A 22,902-nucleotide genomic window follows, 5' to 3' on the forward strand; every position below is an offset into this window, starting at 1 on the left:
TTACTTCACCTCCTGTGTCTTCAGTGGATGGCTTTGATTGAACTCTACCGCTGATTCCCTTGCCTTCTTCCCGCTAAGTAAAGGGACAACTGTCCAACTAATAACCACTGCTGCCACCCCTGCGATAATAGCCAAAGGACCTCCCGTTAAAGCGCCAAGTACATTTTGGCTCGCTGCCATTGCGATGACAATTGGGATGTACATAGCATTCCAAAAAGCGAGACCCGATTGAGCTGGCATGCTTAACATTCCTTTTTTCTGTAGCTTATCTACAACGACAATGAGTAAAAGCATTGCAATTCCTACTCCGCCAACGTTTGAATCTACGCCCATAATCGTTCCGATAATCTCACCGAAGAACATCCCAACTACAAAACAGCCTGCCAGTATTGCCACACCGTAAATCGCCATTTAAACACTCCATTTCTTTTTTATTTAGTCGACTGTATTCTAGACTTAAGAATAAGCAAAGTCACAAAGATAATCAAGCTAAATATTAAATATTTTAGAATATTCATAGTTTTGTATTGAAAATGGTTGGTAAAGTGTTTAGTATGTTTAGTATACAGTCGACTAAAATTCATAATCTGAGGTGAAGGGATGGAGTATTTCGAAAAGTCTTTAGACAATGCTTTATCAAAAAAGGTGGCAAATCAATTATTAGAGCAAGTGTTGAGCAGCGAGCTAAAGCCTGGAGATCAGGTTGTAGAAAATAATTACGCAGAACAGTTTAACATCAGCAGATCGCCGGTAAGGGAAGCTATTTACTTGCTCACTATGGAAGGGATTATTGAACGTGTCCCTAGGAAAGGCGCTTTTATCAAGGGGTACACGATTGATGAGATGAAGGACTTGCTCGATGTTCGAAATTCTATAGAAATGCTGGCTGTCGAGCGTTTGATAAAACCGAGTGAAGAGAAAAAGTTATTAGAAGAGATGAGATTAGTCGTTCATAAAATGATGAAGGTAGAAAACTATACGGAATATACACATTTGAATTACCAATTTCACTATCTCATATTGAAACTGAGTAAAAGTAAGGTTTTGATTGATATGTACAGTAAGATATCTCTGCCTCTACTGCGGATACAAATTATTCATTTCTCTAGCAATAAAGTGATTGAGAAGTCGGTAAAGGAACATAAGGAGATCTATAGTTGCTTAGTGAAAGATGATATTAGCCAATTGAAAACAATTTTGCGCAAACATACTGAAGATGTAATATACAGCGTAAAAAGCAAATTGTTATAGGTGATTGAAATGAAAAGTGCATGGTTATTCCCTGGTCAAGGCTCACAATACCCTTACTTTTTGAATGAACTTCCTCAGCATTCCATCATAAGCGATACATTGGAAACTGCATCGGAAATAATTAAAGAACCTATAGAAATGTTACAAACAGAAGAAGCGTTGATTAGTACAAGAAATGTGCAACTTACAATGTTAACTGCAAGCGTTGCAACGGCGCGATATTTCTTGAGCCTTGGAGTAAGCCCTCAATTCGTTGCTGGTCACTCTGTCGGGGCTTTTGCTGCCGCAGTCATAGCAAATGTCTTAAGTTTTGAGGAAGCCTTATTGCTTGTGAAAAAACGTGGTGAACTAATGGAGGAACTTCAAGACGAGAACTATGGAATGGCGGTAATTGTTGGTCTGTCAGAAAATAGATTAGAAGAGATTGTTAGCGGTTTATATACAGATGAATATCCGGTTTATGTATCCAATCGAAATTCTCTGACGCAACTAACTTTATCAGGTCATAAACGAGCAATGCAAAAAGTTATTGATGAAGTAGACGGGAAGGGAGCCAGTTCAGCTAAAATGCTGAAAGTTACAACGCCATCTCACTCTCCTTTGTTTCTCCCCGTCCAGACTGTCTTAAAAGAAGAATTAGATTCTCTTGAACTTGGACGTCCTTCGATTCCTTTTATTGCAAACCGCAATGCCAGAGTATTACGGAGGTCAAAGGATATTGCACAAGATTTAGCGGAAAGTATCGCACTGCCTGTTCGTTGGCATGATGCCACAACAGTTTTATATGAATATGGCGTGCGTCAATTTATTGAGATGCCTCCGGGAGACGTTTTGAAAAGGTTGGCTTCGAGTGCATTTCCTGAGATTCATAGTTATGCGGTCAGTAAAAATGGTATAGACGATTGTCTGTATGTAGAAAAAAATAAAGGAGTGTAGATATGGTTATTATTCAACAGCGATCTTGGAAGCAAAAGCTTGAACAAAAACAACGAACGGTTGAAAGTGTAAGGCATTTAGTCAACGGGTCGATTATCCCTACAGAGAAAATTGTAGATGCTCTGGAGTTGCTGATTAAGCCGGGGGATCGTGTGGTTCTTGAAGGAAATAATCAAAAGCAAGCTTCGTTTTTATCTCAGTCGTTAGTTCAAGTAGACCCGGAGAAAGTTCATGATCTTCATATGATTATGTCAAGTGTATCAAGACCCGAACATTTAGATTTATTTGACGAAGGAATAGCTAAACGAATCGATCTGAGCTACGCGGGCCCGCAAAGTATGAGGATTGCTCAAATGATTGAAGATGGACGCTTACTATTGGGAGATCTCCATACCTATATCGAGCTTTATGGACGATTATTTGTAGATTTGACTCCCAATGTCGTATTAGTCGCAGCAGATAAAGCGGACAGACATGGTAATTTATACACTGGCCCGAACACTGAAGAAACGCCTACGATTGTTGAGGCGGCAGCTTTTAGTGACGGGATTGTAATCGCACAGGTAAATGAAATTGTAGATGAATTACCGCGTGTTGACATCCCGAATTCTTGGGTGGATTTCATCGTTGAAGCAGATCATCCATATGAATTGGAGCCGCTATTTACACGAGACCCGCGTCACATCACGGACATTCAAATTTTACAGGCAATGATGTGTATCCGCGGAATTTATGAAAAGCATGGGGTGCAATCATTAAATCATGGAATCGGTTTCAATACTGCAGCAATTGAACTATTACTGCCTTCTTACGGAGAAAAACTCGGCCTAAAGGGGAAAATCTGCAAGAATTGGGTTCTGAATCCGCATCCAACACTTATTCCAGCGATAGAATCTGGGTGGGCAGAAAGTATTTATTGCTTCGGCGGAGAGTTAGGGATGGAAAAGTACGTGGAAGCAAGACGGGATGTTTTCTTTACGGGTAAGGACGGAAGTATGCGCTCCAATCGGACGTTGGCACAATTGGCGGGACAATATGCAGCGGATCTCTTTATTGGTTCAACACTGCAAATGGATGCATACGGAAACTCTTCAACTGTAACAAAGGGGCGTGTTGCAGGTTATGGCGGGGCACCGAATATGGGGCATAATCCGGGAGGACGTCGCCATTCAACAGAGGCTTGGTATAACATGATGACTTCGACAGACGAGCTTGCAAGAGGGAAAAAATTAGTGGTGCAAGTGGCTGAGACCTATCAGGATGCGAATACACCAGTATTTGTAGAACGCCTAGATGCTGTGGATGTAAAAAAACAAGCCAATTTGGCTGTAGCTCCCGTTATGATTTATGCGGAAGATATTACGCATGTTGTGACGGAAGAAGGGATTGCTTATTTGTACAAAACAAATAGCCCGGCTGAACGAAGGGAAATGATTGCTTCGATTGCAGGAGTGACGCCGCTTGGCATGGAGCATGATGTAAAGCAGACACAACAGTTACGCGACCGAGGGCTTGTTGCCTTGCCTGAAGATTTAAATATCCAGAGGGGAGAAGCGAACCGCTCATTATTAGCAGCGAAAAATATTGATGAACTGGTCCAATGGTCAGGCGGTTTATATGAGCCTCCTGCGAAATTTAAAAGCTGGTAAGGAGGGGATTGGAGTGCGCCAAAAGGTATGTATGGAAATAGCAGATGAAGCTGTGGCGGCACTGCTTGAAGAAGTAGAGTTAACACCTAAACCAGGCTTGGTCGATATGCGGAATAATGGTTCCCATCTAGACTTAAATATTCAAATGATGCGGGAATCTGCAATCTGTTTGCACGATACGTTTTATGAGATGGCTGATCTTCATTACGGTAAATCTCCAACAACTTTTTTACGTGAGCAATTTGGTGCAATTGGACGTAAAGGTGAAAAACAGATGTATGCGGTTACAAATGGAGTTAACACACATAAAGGAGCAATTTGGTCAATCGGGTTGCTTTGTAGTGCGATGGCCCGCCGAAAAGGAGAAATCTCATTTCCGCAAGTACTAGCTGATGCAGCAGAGCTTGCTAAACTGCCGGATCGGTTAATTCCTGTTCAACAAACGAATGGGGGAAACGTGAAGAAAAAGTATGGAATGTCCGGCGCAAGGGAAGAAGCTCAATCAGGCTTTCCGCATATTAAGAACATTAGCTATCCTACTTATAAGAAGATGCGTGAAACGCATACATCCACAGAGGCGAAACTGCTGACCTTGCTGGCACTGGTATCAAATTTAAACGATACTTGCTTAGCCCACAGGGGAGGATTGGAAGCAGTAGGCTATGCGCAGAAGGAAGCCGGTAAAGCAATTCAAAACTTCTCCGATGAAGCACTGTTTCGTCTAGACGATGAGTTTATAAAGCGATGGATCTCGCCTGGCGGTTCGGCAGATTTATTGGCAGCAACATTTTTTATTTCAAATTGGATCTCGAAAAATCAAAGGAGTGTGCGATATGGAAAAGTTGACTTATACATTTCCGGCAAATCGGCCCATTCAACGTAAAACGCATGTTGGAGTCGTAGGGTCAGGTGATTTGGAAATTTTGCTGGAACCAACCAAAGGCGAAGAAACGGTTGTAGAAATTCGTACTGGAATTACAGGTTATTCGGATACTTGGAAAAGAGTAATCGAACGTTTTATGGCCCAACAACAAATTCTTGCTTCTATAACAATTAATGATTTCGGAGCTACTCCCGGTGTAGTTTCAATTCGGTTAGCTCAAGCTGCGGAGGTGAGTATGAATGGTTAGTACATTGCCTGTTAGTCTTGTAGAAAGCAAAGCGAGAGAACGAGCGCAAGCCATATTGGATGAAGGGTCGGCAAGAGAATTGTTAGGACCGTTTGATCGATTTGAATCCCCGCACTTGGAAGCACAGAACATAGTACCTCAGAGTGATGACGGCATGGTTATCATGAAAGGGACAATTCAAGGGAGACATACATTAATTATTTCAATTGAGGGTAGTTTTCAGGGGGGAGGGATCGGTGAAGTTTCGGGTGCTAAATTTGCAGGAGCATTGGAAAGCGTGCTTGAGGACTGCCAAAATGGTAACTTAATTTATCCGGTTATCATTTATGACACAGGCGGAGTTCGACTGCAAGAAGCAAACTATGGATTGTTATCTATAGCTGAAATCAGCTCTGCTATAGTGGCTTTGAAAGAGTACGTTCCAGTGGTTGGCATTATTCCAGGTAAAATTGGTTCATTTGGTGGCATGTCTCTGACGGCGGGATTATGTTCTGCCCTTGTGATGACAAGAGAAGGCCGATTGGGAATGAACGGACCCGAAGTAGTAGAGCAAGAAGCGGGAATTCAAGAACTGAATTCAAAAAATAAGCAATTCATTTGGGAAATGATTGGCGGTAAAGGTCGCTTGAAGAGTGGATTGGTGGATCGGGTCGTGGAGGACGATGTACCCAACTATATAGAAGCAATTGAATCTGTATGGAGTAACCCGACATTCGCCAATCGGACGTTGCAGTATGAAGAATTCTTAAGTATGTTGCATGAACTTTCTTTAGATGGAAAAATAGATCCTTCAGTATCCAGAACTCTATTGCAAAATCGTACCAAGGTTATTGAAATAAAGTATGACACGAGCAATGGAAAAACAGCAAGTCGAGGACGTACTTGGTTCAACGTTCTTACGGATCATGCGCCATCTATTTCACCGACACCAACAGTATTGGTTGCTGATAAAGAGCAGGATGGAAAAAAGTTTCGATATATTGCTGTCGTTCCGGACGAAGGAAATAAATTTTATCGAGCAAGACATGGTGAATTTGGATTAGTGGAAGCTTGGACAGTCGCAAAGTATGTGCGCGAAGCCGTTGAAGAAGATGCTGGTTCTAAGGAAAAAAGAGTTATCGTACCAATAGTCGATGTACCGGGGCAAGCATTTGGTTACCATGAAGAACTATTCGGTATTTATTTAGCATGTTCTGCTAGTGTAGAGGCATATGCCACTGCCCGTCAGCAGGGTCACCCTATCGTAACGTTGGTTGTAGGCAAAGCAATTTCCGGAGCATTTCTATCACATGGTATGCAAGGTAATCGTATCCTTGCATTTGATGATGATCAAGTTCAAGTACATGTCATGTCGAAAAAGTCTGCTGCTTTAGTGACGATGCGCACGGTTGAAGAATTAGAAGAGTTTGCAAAAACTGTTCCATCTATGGCATATGATGTTCATTCTTTTAAATCGCTAGGTGCGATTCATGAATTGCTTCAAGGTATTAATGCCGATCTACCGTCCAATGAGCAATTGCAGCAGGTAAAGGAATCCATCCAATCAGCTACTAATGATATATTGCAATCCACTGACCGTTCATTGCGTATCCGTCTTCAATCGCCAGAGGCTGTTAAGAAAGGCCGCAAAGCTTCAATTGCTGTACGGAATGCTATAAATTCACAATGGAAGTAAAAGTGCACGACATCGTATATTTGGAATCTGCCCTTGCGATTGAAAGCAGAGAATCTATACCTGATTGGGTGTTAACAGAAAAAACGGCAAAAAACATAGCGGTTGTCCGACGTATGAAAACACTCGAAAATATTGTCCCCATTGGATTCAGGGGGAATGATCGCACCAAGCGATTTGCTGCCCTGACACCTTTAGATAATATACAAAAAGTAATAACACCAGAACAGGCGACTTTTGGACAAATACCAAAAAGTCATGAACAGACAATTGTACATCTCAGACAAATATGCCGCGGTATCCGTTGGGGAATTGGAGGAAGTGTAGGTTTTACGATGGCTACAGGAATTCATGCTTGTACGGAAGAGAGTGATATCGATGTCATTCTTTACAAAGAGAGAATGGAATCGCTTCAACCGCTCCAACGCTTGCATGAACAAATTCAACAATTGAATCATCAGGTAGATGTACAGGTCGAAGTTGCTAATTTTGGGGCTTGCCTCTTGAATGAACTTGTCACATCAACTACTGTCTTATTGCGTACAGGTACCGGTGTTTTTTTGGTACAAAGGGATAATTTGTTTCGCAGCAATTAAGCTACTCCTACTGTGATATGGTAACAGTCATTTTGTTAAAAAAAGCCCTACAAGGAAGTACAACTCCTTGTAGGGCTTTTCAGTTAGTCTTCTTCTATTTCCATACGGTTTTTCTTGAAGAGCTTAGATAATATCTCATAAACGATTGGCACAACAATTAATGTTAACAAAGTTGAACTGATTAACCCACCGATTACTGTGATCCCAAGTCCTTTGGATATCAAACCGCCGCCACCGCCGGATCCAATTGCCAACGGAATGAGCGCACCGATTGTAGCGATTGCGGTCATTAAAATTGGACGTAGACGCGTTGCGCCCGCTTCAAGAACTGCTTCGCGCATTTTCATGCCAGTACGTTCCATACGGATAATCCGGTCCACCAGGACGATCGCGTTCGTTACAACGATACCAATTAACATCAATAGCCCCATCATGACAGAGATAGAGATGGTTTCGCCAGCAATTAATAAACCGACAAATGAACCAATTACTGCAAATGGTAACGAGAAGAGAATGGCAAACGGTGCAACCCCTTCACGGAATGTAACAACCAAGATGAAGTACACGATGGCAATAGCCGCTAGCATCGCCACAATTAGTTGTGTAAACGTTTCTGTCATATCTGCAGCAACACCTGCTACATCGACTGTTACACCTTTCGGTAAATCTAATTTATCAATTGCCTTATCGACTTCTGATGTAGCTTTTGAAATATCATCATCCAGAATTTTTCCTGAAACTGTTGCGTAGTATTCCCCTTGGCTTCGGGCAAGTTCATTGAGCGTTGTTCCTTGCTCAACTTCTACAAGTTCTGAAAGTTTCATTGTTGTACCAAGTGCCGTTGGTACTTCTGTTTCTAATAAATCATCAATCGATTTTGGTTGAACAGCCTCTTCCTGTTGTACAATCACTTTTAATGAATTTCCTTCTTTTTCAATTGTCGTTAAGACATCTTGAGTTCTTGTTGGGTTTAACATCATGACAATTTGCCCTGTCGTTAGCCCGTACTGAAGCAATTCATCTTGCTCTACCTTGAGTTTGTACTCAACGTACGCGTCTTTTGCACTTGAAGAAACATCTTCTAAACGGTTGTTATCATTCATAACGTCTTCTACCATTTTTACGGCTTCATTTAGTTTGTTTAAATTTTCACTGTAGAAAGTGTAGCTGACTTCATTTGTAGACGCGCCCATCGAAGTGAAATCTTGGCTCTTCCACTCTCCAGTTTGGCCAATGTCGAATACATAGTCTTCGATTTCTGAGCGAGCTTCAGGGAAGTTCTTCATGTCTGGATCAAAGATGAGGAACATTAGTGCACCATTCGAACCTCCGCCCATCATTGCAGACATTGGGTCTCCCGCATCCGTGACAGATAACTGGACAATATCAATATCGTCACGCTTTAATAACTCTTGTTCTACAACTTCAATATTCGCCAACGTATCTTCCATTAACTCGCCTGTCTCGGGTGTATACGTTAGGTACATCGTTTTCTCTTCTTCACTACCCATAAAGCTAAACCCAATTAATGGTGTCAACGCCACACTTCCAGCTAACAATACAATTGAGATGATAGAAGTGATGACTTTATGATTTAGCGTCCAGCTAAGGATGCCTTTATACCAATTGGCTAGTTTTCCAGCTTCCTTATGGTTACTTTCTGTTTTCTCACCATATAGCTTTTTCCTAAATAGGAAATGAGATAACGCAGGAACAATTGTAATGGCAACAATTAACGAGGCACCGAGTGCAAATGTCATCGTTAATGCGAATGGCATGAACAACTCACCAACCATCCCACCTACAAAAATAAGTGGTGCAAATACCGCAACTGTTACAAGAGTTGAGGACATAATTGGTTTGAACATTTCAATCGTCGCTTCACGTACAAGTGCGCGTCCTGATAACTTCTCTGTTTTCAAATGCAAGCGCCGATATATATTTTCCACGACGACAATTGAGTCATCAATTACCCGACCGATCGCCACGGTAATTGCGCCGAGCGTCATAATATTTAACGTAATATCCATCCAATTTAATAGCAGTAAAGCCATGAAAATTGATACCGGAATAGATACAATTGAAATAATCGTTGATTTAAAATCGCGTAGGAAGAGCAGAATGATTAATATTGCAATTGCTCCACCAAATAACGCCTTCTCAATCATTGTTGAAACAGATTTTTCAATTGGCTCTCCTTGATCGAGTGATACGTCGACGACAAGACCGTCAATTGACTTCTCTTCTTCTTTGATTAATTTTTTTACGGCATTGACAACATCCACCGTGTTGGCTTGTTGCCCTTTCAGAATTTGAATGGCAATGGCATCTTCGCCATTTGTTCTTGAAACGGATTCTACTTTACCGACAACTTCAATTGTCGCAATGTCACCAAGCTTCACAAAAGGTGATGGATTACTTTCGGATGGTGTTACAGGAATCAGCATACCCTTTAATTCAGTTGCTGTCATGAACTTGCCGTCTACCGCAACAGCCTGCTCACCTTCATCAAATTCATAAAGACCTAATGACACCGCCAAGTCACTCGCTTGGATCATTTCTTTCACTGTATCTGGCGTAATATCCAGTTCTGCCATCTTTTTATCATCGTACGTAAGTTGTACTTCTTCAATATGTTGGCCTGTAATGGTTGCAGATGCCACGCCATCGATTTTGTTGATCTTTGGAAGTAAAATATCTTCAACAGTAGATGTTAGATCCACAATATCTTCAGTCGTACTACTTACACTTAATGCAACGACTGGCATCATATTCATGCTAAGTGCTGTAATCGTTGGTTTTTCGGCTTCTTCAGGCAAGGACACTTCATCTAATGCAGCGTCTAATGCGCGTTTCGCCTCATCCATGTCTATGCCGTACTCGTATTCTACTTGAATATTGGATACATTCGAATAAGAATTTGAATAAACGGATTTCACATGCTCGAGATTTTCGACTGCTTTTTCTAATGGCATGGAAATTTCTTCCATTACTTGCTCGGGGGTGGCTCCTGGATAGACATCCATAACCATTAAAAATGGAATTGATATATCCGGAAGTGTCTCTGTTTTCATCTTTGTACCTGAATAGATACCCGATGCAACAATGATGATTGTTAGCAACCAAACTGCTAATTTATTCTTTAGGACGAAATTGACTAAACCTTTCACTCTTACACCTTCCCTTATTTGACTAACCTCATTCAATTTCCTATACTAATGACTAATAAGTCACATGTCAACGAAAAACCTTAGGAGCGATCAGATACTCATGACAAAAAAACAGCTGATTATGGAGAAGGCAATAGAATTATTTGCAGAAAAAGGCTTTGAAGCAACATCAGTGCAACAAATAACCGATGAATGTGGTATTTCAAAAGGTGCATTCTATCTAACCTTTAAATCTAAAGACGAATTGATTTTGGCATTGATTGATTACTTTATGATGCAGTTCACCTCGGATATTGACTATGTGGTCAAAAACACAAAAAATAAAGAAGACCTTTTATATAAATTTTATTACACTATTTTCAATTCCTTTAGTAAACACGCTGATTTTGCCAAGATTCTTATTAAAGAACAAATACGATCATTTAATGAGGAATTTCTTCAAAAGAGCCATATCTACGACCAAGCAATGGATAAAATAATTTTATCGATGGTTGAAAGGCTATATGGTGATGAGATCCATCAGACAAAGCATGACGTAATGTACTGTGTTAAAGGCTTTATGAAAACATACGCAGAGTTGTTTTTATTTCACAATTTACCGTTGGATTTAGATTTACTAGCCCGGTCGCTTGTGGAAAAAACAAATGTACTGGCAAGAAATATTACAATCCCGTTCATTTCAACTGAGCTGGTTCAACTGCTTCACCAATCAAAGGGAAAAGAAGAAACGATGGATCAAATCCTTGAACTCATTGAACAAAATATAAATGAAATTGAAGAATCTATTGAAAAAGAGTCATTAATCCTCCTCAAGCAACAGTTAATCGAACCAGCGTTAAGCCCTGCGATTGTAAAAGGTTTACTTGAAAATATCCGAAATCACCCCCAGTGTAAATGGACCTCTTATTTGCTTCGGGGTTATTTTGAAGTACTCTAAAGGAAACAGCTAATCCATCCACTTGGCGTACTCTTTGGGATTTCCCCTTCAGTCAGGGATGCGTATTGAAAGGGAAACCCCTTACTTTTTGTTTGGTAGGGCAATGGTTTTTGCCTTGTACGTAGCTAGTTACATGATATTCGCTCTTGAAAAGATGAATACCAGTAGTCAAACAGCAACAGTGGGTAAATATAATACATTTCCAAGTTTATCAACCCTTTCAAAACCATTTCTATAATGTTAATATGAGTTGTTGGATATATTATTGGAAGTACATGATTACAAGTCATGTAGTGTATAAAATGATACTACTAGAAGGTGATAATAGATGGCAGTGCAACCGGAGCTATGTCGAGTAGAAGATGCGCTTGGCATCCTGGTAGGAAAGTGGAAGCCGATCATATTATTGGTTCTACTGCATGAAGGTACGCATAGATTCAGTGAGCTAAAAAGAAGGGTGCCAGGAATCACACAGAAAATGTTAACCACTCAGCTTCGTGAACTGGAGGAAGAGGATATTATCAGTCGAAAAGTCTACCCCCAAGTGCCGCCGAAGGTAGAGTATTCCATGACGGACTATGGAAAGAGTTTAGAACCTATTTTAACAGCGATGCATGAATGGGGTACTGCACATACATTACGTAAAATGCAAAAAGTCCAAGATTAATTGAGTGACATCGTAAAAAAATAACTTTATTATTAGTAGTATACTTTTTGATACTATGCCACTTTTAAGTGCGTACTTATGTAAAAGTGGTTACCAAATTATAATAAAGATATACAGCAAGAGAAATAGATACAAGGGGAGAGTTTTGAGTATGAACATTTTAGTAGTAAAAGCAAACAATCGTCCTGCTACAGAAGCGGTTTCAAGTAAAATGTACGAAACATTTATGGCTGAATTAGAGGGTAAAGACGTCAACGTTATAACTTACGACGTTTTTGAAGAAGACACGCCTTATTTTGGACAAGAAATCTTTAATGCTTTCGGTAAAGTGCAAAACGGTGGAGAATTAACAAAAATTGAATCACGCCTTTTAGCTGCAAAACAAAAGGCAATGGATGCAGTCTCAGCTGCTGACGTAATTGTGTTTGCATTCCCACTTTGGAATCTAACAATCCCGGCTAAATTACAGACATTCATCGATTATGTGTATGCTGCTGGTTTTACATTTAAATACGATGCTGAAGGTAACCTGGTCAGCTTAATGACAGAGAAAAAGGCAATCTTCCTAAACGCTCGTGGCGGTATTTACTCAGCTCCTGAAGCGGCTCCAATGGAGATGGCTGTTAACTATATGCGCAATGTCGTCGGTGGTGTCTTCGGTATGCAAATCATTGATGAAGTGATTATAGAAGGCCACAACGCAATGCCTGATAAAGCGGGAGAAATCATTGCTTCAGGCATGGAAGAAGTAAAAGCTTCTGCTAATCGTTTACTCGAACTGACTGTTCACGCGTAATTTAAAAATGTAACAAGTTTTCACCGGAGTTACTAATACAGCATTTATTTGCAAACTCTTACCATCCGTCAAGTGCGGGTGGTTTTTTTATTGGTGCGAGGAGCTGAAATTGGTTGAACGAATAAATACTTTTAAAATAGTTATCAGAAAACTGTTGACAATCTGAAATATCCGTCGTATCATTGCTTTCAATAACACATTGCAGACCAAGAATGGAACTAGTAGAAGTGTTTGTGTCTTTTTAGAGAGCTGATGGTTGGTGAAAATCAGCAGGCGCACATTTTGAACTCATCCAGGAGTCACTCCCTGAACGTTTGATAGTAAGGGATGTCGGTTTCCTCCGTTATCGGGATAGACAGTGATGGCTGTCGATAAGTGGATTTGTCTATACGACAGGTCAATTAGAGTGGTACCGCGAGTATAACCTCGTCTCTATATTTCGATATAGAGGCGGGGTTTTTTATTTTACTAAAAAAGGAGTGCAGAGAAATGAGTAGAAAAATTTGGGTATTTGATACAACGTTACGTGATGGCGAGCAGGTGCCGGGAGCTAAACTGAATCTTTATGAAAAAGTAGAGATCGCACAGCAGCTCAAGAAATTAGGTGTCGATATTATTGAAGCTGGATTTCCTGCATCCTCTCAAGGTGATTTTGACGCGGTCCAAGCAGTTGCCCAGAAAGTAGGTAACACAAGCGATATAATGATTACCGCATTGGCGCGTGCAGTTCAAGCAGATATCGATTCGGTTTACAATGCGGTAAAATATGCTGAAAACCCTATGATTCATATGGTGCTTGGTACGTCTGACATCCACGTGGAGAAGAAATTCAATAAATCCAGAGATCAAATCCTGCAAATTGGCGTGGATGCAGTAAAATACGCAAAAAGCCTATTGCCGGAAGTACAATATTCAACGGAGGATGCTTCACGCTCCGAGTTTGAATATTTATGGAAAACCATCGAAGCTGTCATGAAGGCGGGGGCTACCATGATTAACGTGCCCGACACGGTGGGCTTTGCTGAACCTGAGGAATTCGGTGCAATGATTTACAAATTGAATGATCGAATGAAAAATTTGAATCCTAACGTTTTACTGAGCGTTCACTGCCATAATGACTTAGGTATGGCAACGGCCAATACTTTGGCAGCTGTCAAAAACGGCGCGGATAAAGTAGAGTGTACGATTAATGGAATTGGCGAGCGCGCTGGCAATGCAGCGTTGGAAGAAGTGGTCATGGCACTAAAAACAAGGAATGCTGTCTATAACGTAAATACACGTATTAACACAAAAGAAATTATCAATACATCGCGTCTAGTATCCAGCTTTATGGGATTGGATGTGCAAGTGAACAAAGCGATTACAGGAGACAATGCCTTTGCTCATTCTTCTGGTATTCATCAGGACGGTTTACTGAAATCAAGAGACGCCTATGAGATCGTTCATCCCGAAGATGTTGGCCTAGATGATATGGAGCTGATTTTAACAGCGCGGTCCGGACGACATGCTGTGAAAAATGCACTTGAAAATCTTGGATTTGCCCAGTTGGCGCCAAAGGATTTTGAAGGGATTTTCGAAGGTTTCCTAGCATTGGCTGATGCGAAGAAAGAAGTGTATGATCATGATCTATATGTAATCGTCGAAAATTATTATGAACAGCATGAAAAGGCGAATGTGACCAATTACAGCGACCATTTCTTTGAATTTGAAGACTTACAAGTCGTCAGCAATTCAAGTTTTCCTTCTGCAAGCGTGAAGATTCGTAAAGGCGGAAAAGTCTTCATGTCCAGTGCAGTCGGTTCTGGCCCAATTGACGCTCTTTATTCCGCGATAGCCGATATAACGAAAATTAACGTCAAGTTGGTGGAGTACGATATCAGCAGTGTTTCGCGAGGGAAAGACGCACTGGGTAAAGTGAAAATTACGATTGAACATGAAGGGGAAACATATATCGCAAAAGCAGCAGATACAGATATACTAAAAGCGAGCGCATTGGCTTACATGAATGCCATTAACAGTGTGATTGTTACCAGTCTAAAGGAAGCACCTGTGCAACCAGCCGCCGTAAATAGTTAATTTTCTCGGGGGTGTAATGGAGTCAATGAACGCAGCGGGTCTATTCTCAAAAGTCGTGGGCGGCAGTTCCAACAGATGTCTTTATAACAAGTTCTCAAACCGTTCTACGTCGGTTGAGAACTAGTTTTTATTCGTAATATAAATTAGGATCAGCTACAAGACTTTTATTCTTGTAACTTTATCCATTCTCATACGACTACTCTTATGAAAACATAAAAGGAGTTGGTTTTTTATGAAGATGAAGAAAGCTGTGCCATTCGCGATGTCTGCACTACTTGTAGGCGGAGCACTTACACCCGCTGCAGTTTTTGCAAATGAGGGAGGCAATTCAGAAGAGATGCAAGTAAAACCGTCATTTGTACAAGTTGAAGGGACGATTGAAAGTGTTGAGGTAGGCGAGCAGTCAACTCTTTATTCAATCAAAGATGGTGAAGAGACGAATGTCTTGGCTGTTATGAAAGAAACGCTAGTCTTCGATAACACCGGCAAACAGGTAGAATTAAAAAAAGGGGATAAGATTGTTGCGTACACGAATGCAGACAAACCGATGATTATGATTTATCCGCCACAGTACAGTCCCGATGTTGTTATTGTGGAAACGGAAAAGACAGGTTTCGTAGCGGTTGAGGCATTTGATGAAGACTTGTTAAGTAAACATCTATCATTGAAATTAAATGTGGATGAAAAGACGGTTCTTTCTAGTGTTTCAGGCAAAGAAGTAACTGCCGCTGATCTACCAGAAAAGGATTTGCTGGTTTTCTATACGATGACCACTAGAAGCATCCCTGCCCAGACTACACCAGAAAAAGTAGTGGTTCTTGACGGCAATGCAGATGATTCAGATTCCGAAACGAATTCTGTTATCGAGGAAATGATTGCTGCCGACCACCACATGGTAAATGGGGTGAAGATGGTACCGCTTCGGGCACTTGCTGTGGAACTTGGATATAAGGTCGAGTCCACGGGCAAAGGGGCTATCATATCCAAAGATGCTCGTTCTTACACGATTACCCGAGGTGAAAAGGCGTATGGCTACAACAAATCACTTCGTCAATTTGACGTAGCACCTGATTTGCTTGAACGTTGGAAGACCTATGTACCTGTTGAGCTTATTGAAGATATGATGCAATGATGTTGTGCTCGCGAAGTAAGCGCAGTTACGAGTTTTGATAGAAGTTAAGAAGGAGCTGTTCAGGGAAGTCATTAAAATATGACTTTCTATGAACAGCTTTTTTATTCATATGTTAATTGTACATAGAGTGCCTTCAATCGGGAAACACGCTTAGGATTCTTAACGCTTCAATTCTTTATAGTCACTCTTCACCCTGACAATATTCACGAATTAGTCGCGAGGCTTTGGACTGGCTAATTTGAAGATCTGTTGCTACTCCTCTGGAAGATCCAAATTTCTGATAGGATCTTCTGACCATCGTTCCCGCCACATTATCCAATGCTTTTTCTAATGAATTTGAGTAGACCAATTCAGGGATATCTTTGACCTTCTCTAGAATCACTTCTGGCAGATCTTCCACTTCGATGACTGCTTCGCTTGTAATTACCAGTCGTTCCATCAGATTTTCTAGCTGGCGTACATTACCTGGCCATGAATAATGGAAGAGTACTGTTAAACACTCTTCAGAAATTATTTTGTTTGAATTGTATTTTTCATTGAACTTACTTAAAAAACTGTATGCTAACGGTACGATATCTTCTTTTCGTTCGTGCAAGGGCGGCATATGGATATCGATAACGTTGAGCCGGTAATATAAATCTTCTCGGAAAGTTTTGTTTTCGACCATTTTGAGTAGATCTTGATTTGTTGCGGCAATAATGCGGACATTAACCGTTTTACTCACATTGCTTCCGACCGGTATAAACTTCTTATCCTGAATGACTTGAAGCACTTTTGCTTGCAAAGGCAAGGCCAATTCTCCGATTTCATCCAAAAATATCGTCCCATTATCAGCTGCCTCGAACAAACCAATTTTACCTTCCTTATTAGCTCCTGTGAACGAGCCCGCTGTATATCCGAACAGCTCCGATTCCAGCAATTCCTCTGGAATTGCTGCACAATTCACATTTAAAAAAGGACCGTCTTTTCTTTTACTCAATTTATGCAGATGATAGGCAATAACGCCTTTGCCGGTACCGGACTGGCCGTGAACCAATACAGTCGAGTCTGTAGGAGCGACTTTTTCACAAAAACTTAAGATTTTACGTACTTTTTGATTGTTCGTGATAACGGAATTTGTGAATTCTGATTTTACATTATCCTGTAAATGTTTTTCCTCCGTCTTTATTAGACGTGTAAAATCCTTGATTTCAGTTGCAGTGAACACCATATATTCAATCTCATTTTGATCATTCAATATAGGGAAACCCCTGGTCAGCAGCTCAGCGCCGATATTTGTTTGCTGCCGAATCGATACGGGCTCTTTTTTCTCCAGCACGGGCGGAACAGCGGAAGGCGTCCAGTAGCCTTCGTTAAAAAAATCGTCATTATATCTTCCTACTACATCATCTTTCCTAACTCCATAATGCTTCTCACAGATCCGATTGACATAGACAATCCTTGTATCCTTGTCCAATACAAATATTTCATCTGATGAGTAATCCAGTATTCTCAGTAGTGATTCCAGAGATAAATTCATTTTCGGTTGTTCTGTATTATCGGCCATACGGTGTCACCTTCCTAAACATTTTGTGAGTCAGTTTTGGAAAAAACGCTATTCTTTTGAGCGGATTTTGACTCAATTGTATCAATGTTTTTTAAAAAATACGATAGAAAACTTATTACTATGCCAATTTTAAAAGTTGGCACAATACTTGCAATAGTATTTAGTAACGTGGAAAAAAACAAGGGTAATCCCTAGTTGCCTCGTAACATATCACACTATCCAAATGAATGGCTACAAGGAGGTACAACATGAATAGAACAGCTGAAATTTCCGACATCACAATTATTGGCGGCGGTCCGGTCGGCTTATTCACAGCATTTTACGCGGGACTTCGCCAAACGTCCGTTAAGATCATTGAAAGCTTACCCCAACTTGGAGGTCAGCTTGCCGCTCTTTATCCCGAAAAGTATATCTATGACATTGCGGGATTCCCTAAGGTTAGAGCCCAAGAGCTAGTAGACAATCTAATAGAACAGATGAATCAATTTGAAACTACTGTCTGTTTAGGAGAAACGGTGATGCAAGTTGAGAAAGAAGCAGATGGCGTATTCAAATTAACTACGAATAAAGAAATCCACTATTCTCGAACGATTATTATAACTGCTGGAAATGGAGCCTTCCAAGCACGCAAAATGGAGATCGAAAGCGAAGAGAAGTTTCAAGAAAAAAATATTCATTATTTTGTTCAAAATATGAATCAGTTCGAAGGAAAAAAGGTCGCATTATTCGGCGGCGGAGATTCAGCAGTGGATTGGGCACTCATGCTTGAACCAATTGCTGAAAAAGCATCAATCATTCATCGCCGCGACAAATTCCGGGCCCATGAGCATAGCGTGGAACTTTTGAAGCAATCGAAAGTAGAGCGGTTGACTCCATACGTTCCGGTTGAATTGTTAGGTGAAGAGAAAATTGAAAAAGTGCTCCTCAAACATTCAAAAACAGAAGAGCTTTTAGAGCTGGAGGTTGATGATGTACTGGTCAATTACGGTTTTGTCTCTTCTCTCGGACCTATTAAAGGCTGGAGTCTTGAAATAGAAAAAAACTCTGTTGTAGTGAACTCGAAAATGGAAACGAATATCGAAGGAATTTACGCAGTTGGAGATATTTGCACATATGAAGGGAAAGTGAAACTGATTGCTTCAGGTTTTGGAGAGGCACCGGTTGCAGTCAGCAGTGCCAAAGTATTTATAGATCCAACAGCGAAAATGCAGCCGCTGCACAGCACGAGTGTCATGGGAGATAAAGAAGAAGCTTCGAAGAAAGTGAAAGTCGGGGCGAACTGATTACTAAAAGTAGGAGGCCGAGATATGGCGCAATTTACGATGGTGGAGCGAAGCACGTGCATCGCTTGCGGAGCGTGTAACCCTGTTGCACCTGAATTATTTGATTACACAGCTGATGGTTTTGCCTATGCGCTGCTAGATGAGAATGAAGGGGTTACTGAAGTCCCTGAGGATTTGATAGAGGATCTAGAAGATGCATTTGAAGGATGTCCGACGAACTCCATCAAAATGTCCGACACACCGTTTTCTTGTCAGAAAGTAGAAGCTAGTTAATTTAACTGGAAAAATAAAATAGAAACCTAAAGGAGAATGAGAAATGGCTTATAACAAAGTACAGAATGCAACAGATAGAAAATTTGAGAAAACGATGCCTTATAATTTATTCACAGATCCGAGTGTGTTAGAGAAAGAAAAGGAACTCATTTTCGCAAAAAGCTGGCAACTGGTCGGCCATGTGAGCCAAGTGGAAAAGAAAGGTGCATTTTTTACTGCTGAGATCGGCGATGACCCAATTATCATAATCCGAGGAACAGATGAAGTTCTTCGCGCGTTTTATAATGTATGTCCGCACAGAGCGACAAAACTTGAGAAAAGTGATTCAGGCAAAAAGAAGATTTTACAATGCTCGTATCATGGTTGGACATTCAAAACAGATGGCGCCTTAAACAAAGCACCAAATTTCCGCAGTGAAGAGGATGCTGCTTGTGTACAAGATGCTTGCCTGCGTTCCGTCCGAATGGAAGTTATTGAATCTTTGATTTTCGTTAATTTGGATGATAATGCAAAACCGTTGGCTGAGTCTTATGGTGACTTCTTCGATCGACTGGGGAAATTTGAGTTTCTGAAAAATTTACAATTTACTCACCGTAAGTCTCGTCATATCAAAGCGAACTGGAAAGCATTTATTGAAAACTATCTAGAATGTGACCATTGCCACGTGGCACACCCAAGCTTCATTGATACACTTGATATGGATGATTATCAAATCATCACGTGTGAGAATTATTCGATTCAAGGTTCCATGGTGAAACCCGACAAACAATACGGGGAAGTGAATCTGGATGAGGCAGAAATGCAAGGCGGATCGTTTTTCTGGTTGTGGCCGAACTTGATGCTTACAATTTATCCGGGGCCAGCTAACATGGCAACAATTCAATTGGTACCGATCGATCATGAAAATACTGAAATCGTTTACACATACTATTTCAGCGAAGATAGCCTAGAAAAACTAACGCAAGAAGAGAAAGACCTGATGACATTCGCGGAGCAAGTTCGCTTCGAAGATATCGAATTGGTTGAGCTAGAGCAACTCGGCTTCAAATCACGTGCGTTCGAAAGAGGGCGCTACTCTCAATCTGAACAAGCAATCGTACAATTCCATGAAATGGTTCTGGAGGCGCTCAATGAATAAACTACTTGATAAATCAACTGCCAAACAACTAATAATTAATGGAGAATATGTGGAAGCACCAACTTATGCACCTCTTTTCTCTCCTTATTCCGATGAAAAAATTGCCGATATCGCCATGGCGGATCAGGCATTGACGGAAAAAGCGATTGAAGCTGCGTACAATTCACGAAAGGTGATTGGCAATATGCCCGCATTCCAGCGGGCAGAGATCTTAGAAAATGCTGCAAGAATCCTTACGGAAAGAGCAGAGGAAGCAGCAACTATCATTTCAAATGAATCATCCAAGCCAATCATGTTTTCAAGAGGCGAGGTTTCAAGAACAATCGAGACTTATAAGTTTGCTGCGGAAGAAGCGAAGCGTATTCACGGTGAGACAATTCCTTTTGATGCCGCTTCCGGTGGTATTGGGCGGATCGGATATACGCTGCGTGAACCAATCGGTGTGGTCGGCGCCATTACACCTTTTAATTTCCCGATGAACTTGGTAGCCCATAAAGTAGGACCGGCAATTGCTGCAGGAAACTCAATCGTTCTGAAGCCGGCTTCGCAAACTCCATTGTCTGCACTTTTCATTGCGGAAGTGTTCAAAGATGCGGGTCTACCTGCGGGCGTGTTGAATGTTATTACTGGACCAGGTAGTGTGATTGGTGATGTTCTCGTCAAAGATGAGCGTATAAAATTGATCACCTTTACGGGGAGCCCGAGTGTCGGCATTGGTATCAGCAATAAAGCAGGATTGAAGAAAACGACTCTGGAATTGGGATCCAACTCCGCTTTGATTATTGATAAGGATATCGACATTGATTCGATTATCGATCGTTGTGTTATGGGGGCTTTCTCAAATCAAGGTCAAGTATGCATCTCAACGCAACGTATTTACGTTCATCAAGATCTTTATGAAGAATTTACATCTAAATTTGCGGCCGCAGCAAAGCAATTGAAGCTAGGCGATCCGTTAGCGGAGGATACGTACATCTCTTCTTTGATTTCAAAAAAAGAATTGGAACGTACACTTGACTGGATTGAGGAAACAAAGAAAAGTAATGCAGAAATTCTTGCCGGCGGTTATGCACAAAATGGAGTTCTTGCGCCGACGATCATCGTCAATGCCGATCATGCGCTGAAAGTTTCTTGCCAGGAAGTATTTGCGCCGATCGTTGTTGTTAATAAAGTCGATTCAGTAAAGGTGGCAGTTGAGCTGGTCAATGACTCTCGTTTCGGTCTGCAAGCCGGTATTTATACAAATAATGTACAGCATGCTTTATATGCTTCGAAAAACTTGGAAGTAGGCGGTGTCATCATCAACGACGTACCCACATACCGGGTGGATCAAATGCCTTATGGCGGTGTCAAGGAAAGCGGAACAGGGCGCGAGGGACTAAAATATGCCATTGAAGAGATGACAGAAATGAAACTCGTTGTCTGGAATCAATGATGAAAGTGATGGATGCAGAATGAAAACTTATAACATAGCAGTTATCGCCGGAGACGGCATCGGACCGGAAGTCATTGATGAGGGGATTAAAGTGTTGAAAAAGGTTGCGGAACTGGACGGCGGTTTCGCATTCGATTTCACATACTTCCCCTGGGGCTGTGAGTACTATACGCAGACCGGACGCATGATGGCGGAAGACGGAATCGAACAGTTGAAGAAATTCGACGCCATTTACTTGGGAGCTGTCGGATTCCCGGGCGTTCCGGATCATATTTCTTTATGGGATCTGCTGCTGATCATCCGCAAGAGTTTCGATCAGTACGTCAATATCCGTCCGGTGACATTATTGGACGGCGCGCATTGCCCGCTGCAAAATGTGGAGCGCAAAGATATTGATATGCTGTTTATCCGGGAAAATACGGAAGGTGAATATTCGGGGGCGGGAGACTGGCTGTTTAAAGGTCAGGAGCATGAAGTGGTTCTGCAAAATGGTGTATTCTCCCGCAAAGGTACAGAACGAATCATTCGCTATGCGTTTGAGACAGCTAAAAAACAAGGCCGCAGCCTGACAAGTATCAGTAAAGCAAATGCCCTGAATTATTCGATGGTCTTCTGGGATCAGGTATTCGAGGAAGTGAGTGCAGATTATCCGGAAGTGAAAACAGCTTCTTATTTAGTGGACGCTGCGGCTATGCTGATGATTACAGATCCGAAACGATTTGAAGTAGTGGTGACTTCGAATTTATTCGGCGATATCTTAACGGATGTCGGTGCGGCGATTGCAGGGGGAATCGGTTTGGCTGCCGGCGCGAATATCAATCCGGAAGGCACATTCCCTTCGATGTTTGAACCGGTACACGGTTCAGCGCCGGATATTGCAGGAAGAGGAATTGGTAATCCTTTAGCGACAATCTGGTCTGCAAGTCAAATGCTTGATCATTTTGGTTATGAAGCATACGGCAAAAAGGTAGTAGACGCCATCGAGCAATTATTGGTGGAGGATGAAGTTCTCACGCCTGATATGAAAGGCAGCGCCTCTACTTCCGAAGTTGGCGACCGGATTGCAGACATCATAGGAAACTTGCAGTCAGTAAAAGCTTAAATTCAATTTAATCGGTGTTATGCAAATAACACCGATTAAAATATAACAAATGCCCGCTCGTTTGGCTGTGTGTGGGGATTCTCGGCACATCCACACAAGTGGGTCTTTGAAAT

Annotated in this window: 20 protein-coding genes and 1 other annotated feature; of the genes, 17 read left to right on the top strand and 3 right to left on the bottom strand. The window is 41.4% G+C overall.

The window, feature by feature from the left end; genetic code table 11:
• Window positions 1-411 (bottom strand): malonate transporter subunit MadL, encoded by a 411-nt coding sequence (gene madL / locus MKX97_RS00695; protein ID WP_078817652.1) that lies wholly within the window; start codon window positions 409-411, stop codon window positions 1-3.
• Window positions 412-600: 189 nt separating this feature from the next.
• On the opposite strand from madL, the gene MKX97_RS00700 reads away from it, so the two are divergent.
• The 7 genes from MKX97_RS00700 to MKX97_RS00730 are packed head-to-tail and all read left to right on the top strand — an operon-like array spanning window position 601 to window position 7,234.
• Entirely contained in the window at window positions 601-1,251 is a 651-nt protein-coding gene (locus MKX97_RS00700; RefSeq protein ID WP_078817651.1) for a GntR family transcriptional regulator, read from the top strand.
• 9 nt (window positions 1,252-1,260) lie between these two features.
• Window positions 1,261-2,187 carry a malonate decarboxylase subunit epsilon gene (locus MKX97_RS00705; RefSeq protein WP_342536681.1) on the top strand — a complete coding sequence of 309 codons (927 nt, stop codon included), beginning with the start codon at window positions 1,261-1,263 and terminating at the stop codon, window positions 2,185-2,187.
• A gap of 2 nt (window positions 2,188-2,189) precedes the next feature.
• Entirely contained in the window at window positions 2,190-3,836 is a 1,647-nt protein-coding gene (gene mdcA, locus MKX97_RS00710) for a malonate decarboxylase subunit alpha (RefSeq protein WP_342536682.1), read from the top strand.
• 13 nt (window positions 3,837-3,849) lie between these two features.
• Window positions 3,850-4,719 (top strand): triphosphoribosyl-dephospho-CoA synthase, encoded by an 870-nt coding sequence (locus MKX97_RS00715; protein ID WP_342536683.1) that lies wholly within the window; start codon window positions 3,850-3,852, stop codon window positions 4,717-4,719.
• Window positions 4,670-4,966 carry a malonate decarboxylase subunit delta gene (locus MKX97_RS00720; protein ID WP_078817649.1) on the top strand — a complete coding sequence of 99 codons (297 nt, stop codon included), beginning with the start codon at window positions 4,670-4,672 and terminating at the stop codon, window positions 4,964-4,966. The genes MKX97_RS00715 and MKX97_RS00720 overlap by 50 nt, the downstream gene beginning before the upstream one ends.
• The gene (locus tag MKX97_RS00725; protein ID WP_342536684.1) at window positions 4,959-6,641 is read left to right on the top strand and encodes a biotin-independent malonate decarboxylase subunit beta; all 1,683 of its coding nucleotides are present in this window, start codon (window positions 4,959-4,961) and stop codon (window positions 6,639-6,641) included. The genes MKX97_RS00720 and MKX97_RS00725 overlap by 8 nt, the downstream gene beginning before the upstream one ends.
• Window positions 6,642-6,643: 2 nt before the next feature.
• Window positions 6,644-7,234, top strand: coding sequence for a malonate decarboxylase holo-ACP synthase (locus tag MKX97_RS00730; RefSeq protein ID WP_342536685.1), 591 nt, complete (start codon window positions 6,644-6,646; stop codon window positions 7,232-7,234).
• 83 nt (window positions 7,235-7,317) lie between these two features.
• On the opposite strand, the gene MKX97_RS00735 is transcribed toward MKX97_RS00730, so the two are convergent.
• On the bottom strand, window positions 7,318-10,404 hold the full coding sequence (locus tag MKX97_RS00735) for an efflux RND transporter permease subunit (RefSeq protein ID WP_342536686.1): 3,087 nt from the start codon (window positions 10,402-10,404) through the stop codon (window positions 7,318-7,320).
• Between the two features lie 100 nt (window positions 10,405-10,504).
• Between MKX97_RS00735 and MKX97_RS00740 the strand changes: the two genes are divergently transcribed.
• The 5 genes from MKX97_RS00740 to MKX97_RS00760 all read left to right on the top strand — a co-directional run bounded on the left by MKX97_RS00740 (window position 10,505) and on the right by MKX97_RS00760 (window position 16,012).
• On the top strand, window positions 10,505-11,341 hold the full coding sequence (locus MKX97_RS00740) for a TetR/AcrR family transcriptional regulator (protein WP_342536687.1): 837 nt from the start codon (window positions 10,505-10,507) through the stop codon (window positions 11,339-11,341).
• A 328-nt stretch (window positions 11,342-11,669) separates the two neighbouring features.
• The gene (locus tag MKX97_RS00745; RefSeq protein WP_009766622.1) at window positions 11,670-12,008 is read left to right on the top strand and encodes a winged helix-turn-helix transcriptional regulator; all 339 of its coding nucleotides are present in this window, start codon (window positions 11,670-11,672) and stop codon (window positions 12,006-12,008) included.
• Window positions 12,009-12,159: 151 nt separating this feature from the next.
• Window positions 12,160-12,804 (top strand): FMN-dependent NADH-azoreductase, encoded by a 645-nt coding sequence (locus tag MKX97_RS00750; RefSeq protein ID WP_040758692.1) that lies wholly within the window; start codon window positions 12,160-12,162, stop codon window positions 12,802-12,804.
• A 199-nt stretch (window positions 12,805-13,003) separates the two neighbouring features.
• Window positions 13,004-13,241: a binding site (T-box leader), on the top strand.
• 52 nt (window positions 13,242-13,293) lie between these two features.
• Entirely contained in the window at window positions 13,294-14,880 is a 1,587-nt protein-coding gene (locus tag MKX97_RS00755; RefSeq protein WP_342536688.1) for a 2-isopropylmalate synthase, read from the top strand.
• Between the two features lie 232 nt (window positions 14,881-15,112).
• Window positions 15,113-16,012 carry a stalk domain-containing protein gene (locus MKX97_RS00760; RefSeq protein ID WP_342536689.1) on the top strand — a complete coding sequence of 300 codons (900 nt, stop codon included), beginning with the start codon at window positions 15,113-15,115 and terminating at the stop codon, window positions 16,010-16,012.
• A gap of 181 nt (window positions 16,013-16,193) precedes the next feature.
• Here MKX97_RS00760 and MKX97_RS00765 read toward each other — a convergent pair whose 3' ends face one another.
• Entirely contained in the window at window positions 16,194-17,558 is a 1,365-nt protein-coding gene (locus MKX97_RS00765) for a sigma 54-interacting transcriptional regulator (protein ID WP_342536690.1), read from the bottom strand.
• 248 nt (window positions 17,559-17,806) lie between these two features.
• Between MKX97_RS00765 and MKX97_RS00770 the strand changes: the two genes are divergently transcribed.
• From MKX97_RS00770 to MKX97_RS00790, 5 genes are read left to right on the top strand one after another with little or no spacing between them, the layout of a single operon-like run.
• The gene (locus MKX97_RS00770; RefSeq protein ID WP_342536691.1) at window positions 17,807-18,841 is read left to right on the top strand and encodes an NAD(P)/FAD-dependent oxidoreductase; all 1,035 of its coding nucleotides are present in this window, start codon (window positions 17,807-17,809) and stop codon (window positions 18,839-18,841) included.
• A 24-nt stretch (window positions 18,842-18,865) separates the two neighbouring features.
• Window positions 18,866-19,114, top strand: coding sequence for a ferredoxin (locus tag MKX97_RS00775; RefSeq protein WP_342536693.1), 249 nt, complete (start codon window positions 18,866-18,868; stop codon window positions 19,112-19,114).
• Window positions 19,115-19,157: 43 nt separating this feature from the next.
• Window positions 19,158-20,252 (top strand): aromatic ring-hydroxylating dioxygenase subunit alpha, encoded by a 1,095-nt coding sequence (locus MKX97_RS00780; RefSeq protein WP_078817638.1) that lies wholly within the window; start codon window positions 19,158-19,160, stop codon window positions 20,250-20,252.
• Entirely contained in the window at window positions 20,245-21,687 is a 1,443-nt protein-coding gene (locus MKX97_RS00785; protein WP_078817637.1) for an aldehyde dehydrogenase family protein, read from the top strand. The genes MKX97_RS00780 and MKX97_RS00785 overlap by 8 nt, the downstream gene beginning before the upstream one ends.
• Before the next feature lie 19 nt (window positions 21,688-21,706).
• Window positions 21,707-22,789, top strand: coding sequence for a tartrate dehydrogenase (locus tag MKX97_RS00790; protein WP_078817700.1), 1,083 nt, complete (start codon window positions 21,707-21,709; stop codon window positions 22,787-22,789).
• Window positions 22,790-22,902: the final 113 nt, after the last annotated feature.

It is taken from the genome of Sporosarcina sp. FSL K6-3508 (assembly GCF_038615825.1).
Classification (GTDB): domain Bacteria; phylum Bacillota; class Bacilli; order Bacillales_A; family Planococcaceae; genus Sporosarcina; species Sporosarcina newyorkensis.